The sequence below is a fragment of the Roseitalea sp. genome, from assembly GCF_984466335.1.
This window is the reverse complement of record NZ_CFIFWG010000117.1, coordinates 1-9,885: the sequence shown is the minus strand read 5'-3', so window position 1 is coordinate 9,885 and position 9,885 is coordinate 1. Positions and strand designations below refer to the sequence as shown.

The following is a 9,885-nucleotide window of genomic DNA, read 5'->3' as shown; positions in this document are numbered from 1 at the left end:
TCTGGACGTCGCCAAGGGGGCGATCCACGCCATCATCGGGCCGAACGGGGCGGGAAAGTCGACCTTCCTGAACTGCCTGATCGGGCTGATCGAGCCGGATACGGGCGAGGTTCTGTTCGAGGGCAGGTCGATCAAGGGTCTCAAGCCGCACAGGATCATCCAGCGCGGCATCGCCCGCGTCTTCCAGACGCCGCAGATATTCCCCGGCATGAGCCTGGCCGAAAACGTCACGATCGCGGCCCTGTCCAGGCGCGACGGGGAGTTCAGGTTCAACCCTGTCGTGCCGCTGGGGGCCTCCAACACGGCGAGCCAAGAGGCCGGGGCGATCCTGGAGCGCGTCGGCCTGATCGACCAGCGCCACGTGGAGGCCGAGCACCTGTCGCGCGGCGACAAGCGCCGGCTGGAGCTTGCGATCTGCATCGCCGCGCACGCCAAGCTGCTGCTGCTCGACGAGCCGACCGCCGGCATGTCGCGCCACGACACCAACCGCACGATCGAGCTTCTGCGCACCATCTCCGAGACCGGCATGACCAAGGTGATCATCGAGCACGACATGCATGTGGTGTTCTCGCTGGCCCGGCGGGTGACGGTTCTGGCGCAGGGCGCGGTCATCGCCGATGGCCGCCCGGAAGATGTCCGGGGCGATCCGAGGGTCAAGGAAGCCTATCTGGGAGGAGCGCACTGATGGCCTTTGCAGACACCGCGGAGCGGCCGGCACCGCCCGCGCGGGCGGGTGGGGCGCCCTTCTTTTCCTGCCGCGACATCGAAAGCTATTATGGCGAGAGCTATATCGTGCAGGGCGTTTCGTTCGACATCGCCGAGAACGAGGTCGTCGCGCTTCTGGGCCGCAACGGCGCCGGCAAGACCTCGACGCTGCGGACCCTTGCGCGTGCTGCCGAGCCGCACCTGACCGCCGGCGAGATCTGGCTCGACGGGCAGGCGCTGCATCGGATGAAGGCGCATCAGGCCGCGCGCGCCGGGGTGCAGCTCGTGCCCGAGGACCGGCGCATCATCGCCGGCATCACGGTCGAGGAGAACCTGATCCTCGCCCGCACGGTCGAGCCGCGCGGCTGGGAGATCGACAGGCTCTACGATTTGTTTCCGCGCCTGGGCGAACGGCGCCGGCAGGAAGCAAGCACGCTGTCGGGCGGCGAGCAGCAGATGCTGGCCATCGCCCGCGCGCTGGGCCGGAACCTCAAGCTTTTGCTGCTCGACGAGCCCTATGAGGGCCTGGCGCCGACCATCGTCGAGGAGATCGAAAAGACCATGGCGGTGATCCGGCGGTCGAACATCACCACGATCATCGTCGAGCAGAACGCGCTTGCGGCGCTGCGCATCGCCGACAGCGCGGTGATCCTCGACATGGGCGAGGTGGTGTTCAAGGGCACCGCGCAGGACGTGCTCGACAATGAGGAGTTGCGCGAGCAGTATCTGGCGGTGTGAGCCCGTGACCGGACGGTGGCGCTGCGAACCGTCAACCGGGACGGACGGCGGGGTTCCATCGGCCGCCGCAAGCGGCTAGTCGGGCACGCAACCGCGTCCACGGGCCGTTCCTGCCATGAGCCTCGGGCTTCAGGCGTTTGTCGCCGCGCTGCCGATTTTGATCGCCGGCATCCTGCTGGTCGGTCTGCGCATGCCCGCGCGGCTGGCCATGCCGCTCGTCTATGCCACCGCCGCGCTGCTGGCCTTCCTTGTCTGGCAGGTGCCGGCCGTGCGGATCGCGGCGGCGTCCCTTCAGGGGCTGGTGATCGCCTTCGATATCCTGCTGATCGTCTTCGGCGCGATCCTGCTGCTGAACGCGCTCAAGCGCTCGGGCGCGCTCGCGGTCATCAAGGACAGCTTTTCGGCGATCAGCCCGGACCCGCGCATCCAGATCGTCATCATCGTGTGGTGTTTCGGCGCCTTCATCGAGGGCGCGGCGGGCTTCGGCACGGCGGCGGCGATCCTGGCGCCGCTCCTGGTCGCGCTCGGTTTTCCGGCCATGGCCGCGGTGATGCTCGGCATGATGCTGCAATCGACGCCGGTCACCTTCGGGGCTGCGGGCACGCCCGTGCTTGTGGGCCTGGCCGGTGGGCTCGGCGGACCGCAGCTTGACGCGGTCACGGCCGCCAACGGGCTGACGACGGCCGACTATCTTCGGCTCGTGACCGATCAGGTGGTCGTCTTCCACGGCATTGCGGGCCTGTTCGTGCCGGCCCTGATGGTGCTGATGACGACCCGGTTCTTCGGCGCGAACCGGTCATGGCGCGAGGCCGTCCCGGCGCTGCCGTTCGCCCTGTTCGGCGGGGTCGCGTTCGTCGTCCCCTATGCCGCGATCGGCTGGCTGCTCGGACCCGAATTCCCGTCGATGATCGGCGGGCTCGTGGCGCTGGCCGTCACCGTGACGGCGGCGCGGGCCGGCTTCCTGGTGCCGGAACGGAACTGGTCCCTGCCCGCGCGCGAGACCTGGCCGGCCCTCTGGCTCGGCGCGACAGGCGCCCATGATGGGGGCGACCCGCCCCGGGGCGCGGCACCGGGCCTCGTGCGCGCCTGGACGCCCTATGTGCTGATCGCCGTTCTGCTCGTCCTCACGCGCCTGCCCGCCCTGCCGCTCGGCGACTGGCTGCGCGGGGTCCGGATCGCCTTTCCGGACCTGCTCGGCACCGGCATCTCGGCGGCCAGCGCGCCCTTCTACCTTCCGGCCGCCGTTTTCGTTGCGACCGTGCTGGCGACCGTCGTGCTGCACCGGATGCCCGCGCCGGCGCTGTCGCGCGCGTTCGCCGACAGCACCAGAACCATGCTCGGCGCGGGCTTCGTGCTGGTCTTCACGGTGCCGATGGTGCGCATCTACGTCAATTCCGACGTCAACGATCTGGCGCTCGCCTCGATGCCGCTGGCCATGGCCGACTGGGTCGCCCGGTCCGTCGGCGGGGTATGGCCCCTGTTTGCGCCCTCGATCGGCGCGCTCGGTGCCTTCATCGCCGGCTCGAACACCATCTCCAACCTCATGTTCGGCGCCTTCCAGTTCGGCGTCGCCGGGCAACTGGGCGTGTCGACCGTCACCGTCGTCGCATTGCAGGCGGTCGGCGCGGCGGCCGGCAACATGATCGCCATTCACAATGTGGTCGCCGCCTCTGCCACGGTCGGCTATATGGGCCGCGAAGGTCAGGTGCTCCGGTTGACGCTCCTGCCGACGCTTTACTATCTGGCGCTGGTCGGGCTGATGGGCCTGTTGGCGGCGGCCATGGCGGGCGGTCCGTGACGGTGGCCGTCGTTTGCCGGTTTCTGGACAATTCAAACGATCTGGCCTAAAAGCATCTCGTGTCGGGCATTGGTGGCGCGCCTGCACGTATGGCTCCCTCCGCGGGGTCGGCCGGCGGGTGCGCTTTGAGCCGGCAGGCGCTGCCTGAGGATTGTGCCGATTCAATAGCTTTGCGACCTTTGTGCGAGGGAACTGGTCCATGTCAAAGCTGTCTCGCCGAAGCTTCGGCGATCCCGCCGACTGGCCGCGCCCGGTCAAGAAGGCGCTGGTCACCGCCGTCGATGCGGCGCTGATCCCGCTCAGCCTTTATATCGCCTTCGCCCTTCGCCTCGGCAGCCTGACCCCGTTTAGCTTCACCGACCTGTCGCCGCTCTATTTCGTGCTCGTTACCGGCGCCGGCATGATGGTGGTGTGGGCGATGCGGCTTCAGCGCCTCAAGCTGCACGCGTTCGACGTGCACGCGGTCGGGCGGATCGGCTCCTGCGCCGCCGCGCTCACCGTGATCGCCATCGCGGTCAGCTATCTGCTCAACCTCTGGACGCCGCGTTCGGTGCCGCTGATCTTCGGCGCCGTCTTCTTCCTCAACGCGGTTGCGGTGCGCCTTGTCGTGCTGGCGCTGCTCGGCCGGCTGCGCGCCCTTGCGGGCGGTGGCATCAATGTGGCCATCTATGGCGCCGGCGCGGCGGGCACGCAGCTTGCCAACGCGCTCAGACAGTCCCGCGAACTGCACCCGGTCGCCTTTGTCGACGACAATGTCTCGCTGCACGGGCTGATCATTTCCGGCATTGCCGTCACCGGCCCCCGCAACCTTCAGGCGATGGTCGAGGCCGGCAGGGTCCAGCGCGTTCTGGTCGCCATTCCCTCCATGACGCTGGGGCAGCGCGAGCGGCTGATCAAGACGCTCAAAACGCTGCCCTGCGAGGTCCAGTCGATCCCTTCCTACGTGGATCTCGTCGCCGGCAACAGCCTGGTCGACGAACTGCGTCCGGTAACGCCCGACGACCTTCTGCAACGCGAAAAGGTCGATCTCGATACGCCGGAGGTCGCCAAGGCCTATGCGGGCCGGTCCGTGCTCGTTACCGGCGCTGGCGGATCGATCGGCGCCGAACTGTGCCGGCAGCTGATCGATTGCCGTCCGAGCCGCGTGGTCCTGCTCGAACGCTGCGAGTATGCGCTCTATGAAATCGAGCGCACGCTGCGGCCGGCGGCCGAGGAAGCCGGCGTCGATATCTCCACCCGGCTCGGCTCGGTCAACGAGCGGCGTACCGTCGATGCCGCGATCGCCGAGGAGGGCGTCGAAATCATCCTGCACGCGGCCGCCTACAAGCATGTGCCTCTGGTCGAGCACAACGAGTTCGAGGGCATCGTCAACAATGTGTTCGGCACGCGCGTGGTCGCCGAAGCGGCGCGCGAGGCGGGCATCGAGCGTTTCATCCTGGTCTCCACCGACAAGGCGGTGCGGCCGACCAATGTGATGGGGGCCACCAAGCGGATGGCCGAGCTGATCGTGCAGGACATCCAGGCGCGCAGCGCGCAGACCCGCTTCGCCATGGTCCGGTTCGGCAACGTGCTCGGTTCGTCGGGTTCGGTGGTGCCGCTGTTCCAGCAGCAGATCCGTCGCGGCGGACCGGTCACCGTCACCCACCGGGACGTGCAGCGCTACTTCATGACCATCCCGGAGGCGGCCCGGCTTGTGCTTCTGGCGGGTGCGTTCGCCGAAGGCGGCGACCTGTTCGTTCTCGACATGGGGGAGCCGGTTCGGATCGTCGACCTCGCGCGGCGCATGATCGGGCTTGCCAACTGCACCGTGCGGGACGCCGATACGCCCCATGGCGATATCGAGATCGTCTATACGGGCCTGAGGCCTGGCGAGAAGCTCTTCGAGGAACTCCTGATCGATGACGGGCGGCTGGCACAGACGCCGCACGAAAAGATCCTGCGTGCCGAGGAGGCGGGTCTTTCGCAGATCGAGGTCGCAGCCATGCTCAAACAGCTCGGTACCGTTCTGGAAACGCGCGACCGCGCCATGGTGCGGCAGATCCTGAGCCGCTGGGTCGCCGGATTTCCCGAACGGGCGCGGCCGGCCCGGCGCGCCGTCGTCGATGGGGGCGGCTCCACGGAGCCTTCCGCGCGCGCCTGAAGACGCTCGCTCGGTGTCCCGGGGGGCCGAACCGCCGCCGGCCATCGTCAGGAAAGCGCACATCCGGAGCGCTTTCGCTTTTCGCTGCAATTGCGCTAGATATACATCGGGAACGGATCGCTCGAACTCGTTTCGGAGGCCGCCTGTTTCCGCTTGAGGAAGCTGGTGAACTCATCGGCGTTCTGCGGTTTGCCGAAATGAAACCCCTGAGCTTCCTCGCATCCGAAGCATTGCAGCAAGCGCGCCGCCGATGCGGTCTCAACGCCCTCGGCGCATACGGTCACGTTGAGTTCCCGCGCCATGGCCACGGCCGCCCGCAACATGGTCTGCGCATCGGTGTCCCGCTCGACCGCGCCAACGAGGCCGCGATCCAGCTTCAACGCACCAAGCGGCAGGTGATGAATGTCCGACAGTGAAAGAGACGCGGCGCGGAAATTGTCTATGCCGACGGCAAAACCCTTGAGCCTCAGCCGTGTCAGCAACATCAAGGTCGCGCTCAGATCGGTTCGGGCGGCACGTTCCGAAATCTCCATGCCCAGCAGTCCTGGTTCGAGGCCGGCTTCCGCCATCATCTGGGCGGCGCGGTCGGGCAATTGCTCGTCACAGAGTTGCATCGGCGAAAGATTGACCGACACCGGCAGCGCAAGCCCCATCTTCTTCCAGCGCACCAGTTGCCGCACGACATAGACCAGCACCGTCTCGGTCAATGTCGAGATCATGCCGGTCGCCTCGGCCGCGGCGAGGAAATCGGCCGCCGGGACGATGCCGCGCTGCGGATGCCGCCAGCGCACCAGCGCCTCGCTTCCGACGACCGGGCATTCGTGGTGTTGCAGGTTCACCCTGGGCTGGAAGTAGGCCAGCAATTCCCCGTCGTTCACGGCATTTCTGATCTCGCCATGCGCGGGGCGCCAGGCGGGGCGATCCGCCAGGGGTACCTTTGCGCCCGCCAGCGCCTGGCGCAGCGCACCTGTGTGGACCGGCGCCCCCTCCGCCCGCTGGACAAGCAGCCCCAAACCACGTCCAAGATGTTGAATTGAAAGAAGTATCTTTTCATCCAGATCACCGATGATGATGATCGGCACGGCGCATCGAAGCCGCCCCAGCTCACGCAGGCATTGCAGTCCGCACAAGCCCGGCATGCCCAGATCGAGGACGATGACCGACGGTTCGAACTGCGCGTGAAGTTCGGCGAGCCGGGTTTGGCTGCCCGTCTCGGCCACCACGAAGCCGGCATCCTCTGCGACGTCGCGCACAAGGGCGCGGCTGTCGGCATTGTCATCGAAGATTAAGACACGATTGGGATTGTTCATCTCTTATGGAACCGTCGCATCAAGTCATTGCGGCATCCTTTGGGGACAAGGGTTCTCGTTTCGGGCGGCATGCTCCAAATGCCGGCTCCGGCCTGTCCGCCGCCACGAGACCTCACCGGTCCCGTTTCGTCTTCGCGCCGACCCGTGTTTGACCGTGAACACAAGGTCATACGGCAACATGCGCGCGATGGGCGAGCAGATTGTCGATCTCCGATTTCGGCATTGGCTTGTGAAACAGATATCCCTGCCCGTTTTTGCAGCCGATATCACGCAGGTATTTGGCTTCGGCCTTGAACTCTATGCCCTCGGCGACGGTCGAGTAGCCGATATCGTCGCCGAGCTTGATCAGCGAGTGCACGATGGCGCGCGAGGATTGCGAGCGCATCATGTCCTTTACGAAGGACCGGTCGATCTTCAAGATATCGAACGGCACGCTCTTCAAATGCGTCAGCGAGGAATAGCCCGTGCCGAAATCATCGAGCGCGATCGCCACACCGGCGTCACGCAGCTGCCGCACCTGCCCGATCACTTCACCATCCGCGTTTCCGAAGACGGTGGTCTCGGTCATTTCCAGAAGCAGGTGGTGCGGATGCAGGTCGTGGCGCGCCAGCATATTGACGACGCGCAGCGCAAATCCCGGCTGCTGCAAATCGGCCGCGGTCACATTCAATCCAACCCGGCCGAAATGCTTGCCGTGCCCGATCCAGTGGCGCATGTCCTCGCAGATGCGCCGCAGCATGAGTTCGGTCAGCGACACGCAGATTTCATGATCGCCGAACACCTCCATGAAGATGGCGGGCGACAGGATGCCCTTGACCGGGTGGTGCCAGCGGGCCAGGGCTTCCATGCCCGCGACCTGCCCGGTATCCAGCTTGATGACCGGCTGATAGTGCGGAACGATCTGCTCGTTCCGCAATGCGTCCCGGAACTCCCGCGCCACCAGCACGCGACGGCGAAAGACCTCCTCCATGGACATCTCGAAACGGCGCACCGAGGCATCGGTCTGGCGCCGGGCGTCATAGAGCGCGAAATCGGCGCGCCGCAGCAGAACCTCCGCGTCGCGGCCATCGTTCGGCGACACCACATAGCCGGCCGTCGCCGACACATTGATGCTGATGTCGCGCAACTGCACCTTCATCGCAACGTCCGAAAGCAGCGCGTTCATATGCGGGGCAAAGTCCTCCGGCCGCTCGATCTGATCGACGATGATGCCGAACTCGTCGCCGCCAATGCGGGCGAAGAACCAGTCCTCGTTCATGTTCCCGACGAGGCACTCGGAAAAAAGGCGCAGCAGGTCGTCGCCCACATGATGGCCGTACTGGTCGTTGACCCGTCTGAAGTCATCGATGTCGATGATGCAGAGTATGGAGGTGCCACAGGTCGGCAAAGGGCGCTGCACCAAGGCGTTCAGGCGCTCGTTGAAGGCGGTGCGGTTGGCCACGCCGGTCAGCGGGTCGGTCATCGCCAGCCGATGTATCTCAAGCTGCCGGTTTCGTTGCTCCGTGACGTCCTGGAAGGTGCCGTAGAAGCGGGCCACCTCTTGCCCGATCACTTCCGGCACGCCGATCGCGCGCACCCAGCGCGCCGTGCCCTTGGCCGACGTAAAGCGGGTCGTTACGTCATAGGGTTTGTGCGACTGCAAGGACTCCTCGATCGCCGCCTCGATGATCGCGCGCGCTTCGCCGTCATAGGCATCGAATGCGTGCTCGACCGTTATCGGCGTCCCGATCGGGAGATCGTAGATGCGAAAGACCTCGTCGCTCCAGTGAAAATGGTTGCCATCCATGGTCCAGCGCCAGGCCCCGATCTTCGAAACGCGCTCGATCTGCGCGAGCAGGGTCTGCTGCAGCCGCCTCTCGCGATCAATCGTCCCGGGGCGCGCTTCGGCTTCGATCTCGGCCGTGATTTCCCGGGCAATGCCCTGATACCCAAGGAATGTGCCGTTTTCGTCGAAGCGCGGCGCGCCGCTCGATTCGAACCAGCGCGCCCGTCCGTCCTTTGCTTCCCAGGGAAACTTGAATCGCTCGAACGGCTGAAACATGTCGAGCATATCACGATGACGAGGCGACAGAGGCGTGTTTGTGTCGGGCTTGATCAGGTGCGTGCGCGCCCTGCCGAGGATGCCCGCCGGATCGATGCCGGTCAGTTCCGCGAAATTGTCGCTCAGATATTCAAACCGATGTTGATGGTCCGTTTTCCAAGCCCAATGACCAGACGGCTTCAGGTATTCGTCAATCTGGTTGTAGTCAACGTCGGTCAAGAGATTGACTCCGAGCCAACAAAATATCGAATTTTGTTCGTTCCTTTATTAATAATTGGTAAATACGAAAAACCCCGAATTTTGCAAATTCATCTAAATCGAATTAAAATAGAGGAAATGGACATGTCGGAAATTTAGAAAATACAACCTATAGATTTTTTTATATTTATTACAACTTTCAGTTTTGATCCGAATCCTCATTTTCGGCGTTTTCCGCAAAGCGGCTGCATGGCGCCATTGACCGGCCGCGCCTCGGATCCCCTCCGAACTTGCGGGCGGCCCGAAGCCTGAATCCCCACGGGCCCTAATCTATGGGGTTCCTCAATGGGGCGGATCGGCTGCATCGCCGACCCGGTGCGGCGTAAGGCCCAAGGCCGCCGCCGGCATCACCGCAATTGGGGGACGTAATGGAACCGGTCCGGCACCAATGGACGGTTCCCCGGAAAGGCTCTACTAGGCCCTCGCAAAGCATGACGGCAAAAGATGCGCATCAGCGCACGACGATCGGCGTTCCTTCGGGCACCCGGGCGTGCAGGTCGATCGCGTCCTGGTTCATCAGGCGCACGCAGCCGGACGAGACCGACTGGCCGATCGAACCCCACACCGGATTGCCGTGCAGCCGGTAGAGCGTGTCCCTGCCGTTCTGGTGGACGTAAAGGGCGCGCGCGCCGAGCGGGTTCATGATGCCCGGATCCATGCCGCCTTCCCACACATTGTCCCCGTCGACATCGCTTGCCCGGTAAGGCTCCAGTTCCGGCTCCCGGTCGATCATCTCATCGGGCGGAAACCAGCGCGGCCAGCGCTGCTTGTCGCCGACCACGGCCCGGCCCGACCACTCAAAGCCCTCGCGCCCAAGGCCCACGCCGTACCGGATGGCGTTGCCGTTGCCCAGCGTCAGATAAAGATGGTGCCGGCGCGTTTCGACGACCACCGT

The 9,885-nt window shown here is 65.1% G+C and carries 7 protein-coding genes and 1 pseudogene; 4 read left to right on the top strand and 4 right to left on the bottom strand.

The annotated features are described in order from the left end of the window. From AC5E6L_RS11040 to AC5E6L_RS11025, 4 genes are all read left to right on the top strand, one after another. Nucleotides 1-685: ABC transporter ATP-binding protein (locus tag AC5E6L_RS11040; RefSeq protein ID WP_491773279.1), on the top strand; the 685-nt coding region annotated here is incomplete at its 5' end. Beyond that, nucleotides 685-1,443 (top strand): ABC transporter ATP-binding protein, encoded by a 759-nt coding sequence (locus AC5E6L_RS11035; RefSeq protein ID WP_491773277.1) that lies wholly within the window; start codon nucleotides 685-687, stop codon nucleotides 1,441-1,443. The genes AC5E6L_RS11040 and AC5E6L_RS11035, both read left to right, overlap by 1 nt. Before the next feature lie 115 nt (nucleotides 1,444-1,558). Continuing rightward, a complete protein-coding gene (locus tag AC5E6L_RS11030; RefSeq protein ID WP_491773275.1) occupies nucleotides 1,559-3,241 on the top strand; it encodes an L-lactate permease in 1,683 nt (560 codons plus the stop codon). 199 nt (nucleotides 3,242-3,440) lie between these two features. Continuing rightward, nucleotides 3,441-5,381 carry a polysaccharide biosynthesis protein gene (locus AC5E6L_RS11025; protein WP_491773273.1) on the top strand — a complete coding sequence of 647 codons (1,941 nt, stop codon included), beginning with the start codon at nucleotides 3,441-3,443 and terminating at the stop codon, nucleotides 5,379-5,381. Between the two features lie 95 nt (nucleotides 5,382-5,476). On the opposite strand, the gene AC5E6L_RS11020 is transcribed toward AC5E6L_RS11025, so the two are convergent. The 4 genes and pseudogenes from AC5E6L_RS11020 to AC5E6L_RS11005 all read right to left on the bottom strand — a co-directional run. Beyond that, nucleotides 5,477-6,691, bottom strand: a complete 1,215-nt coding sequence (locus AC5E6L_RS11020; protein WP_491773271.1) for an EAL domain-containing response regulator — start codon at nucleotides 6,689-6,691, stop codon at nucleotides 5,477-5,479. A gap of 166 nt (nucleotides 6,692-6,857) precedes the next feature. Next, nucleotides 6,858-8,477 (bottom strand): putative bifunctional diguanylate cyclase/phosphodiesterase, encoded by a 1,620-nt coding sequence (locus AC5E6L_RS11015; RefSeq protein ID WP_491773281.1) that lies wholly within the window; start codon nucleotides 8,475-8,477, stop codon nucleotides 6,858-6,860. Nucleotides 8,478-8,630: 153 nt separating this feature from the next. Then, nucleotides 8,631-8,951: pseudogene (locus tag AC5E6L_RS11010) on the bottom strand (PAS domain-containing protein); the annotation flags it as partial. 490 nt (nucleotides 8,952-9,441) lie between these two features. Then, nucleotides 9,442-9,885 (bottom strand): L,D-transpeptidase (locus AC5E6L_RS11005; protein ID WP_491773269.1); only part of this gene is annotated, 444 nt, incomplete at its 5' end.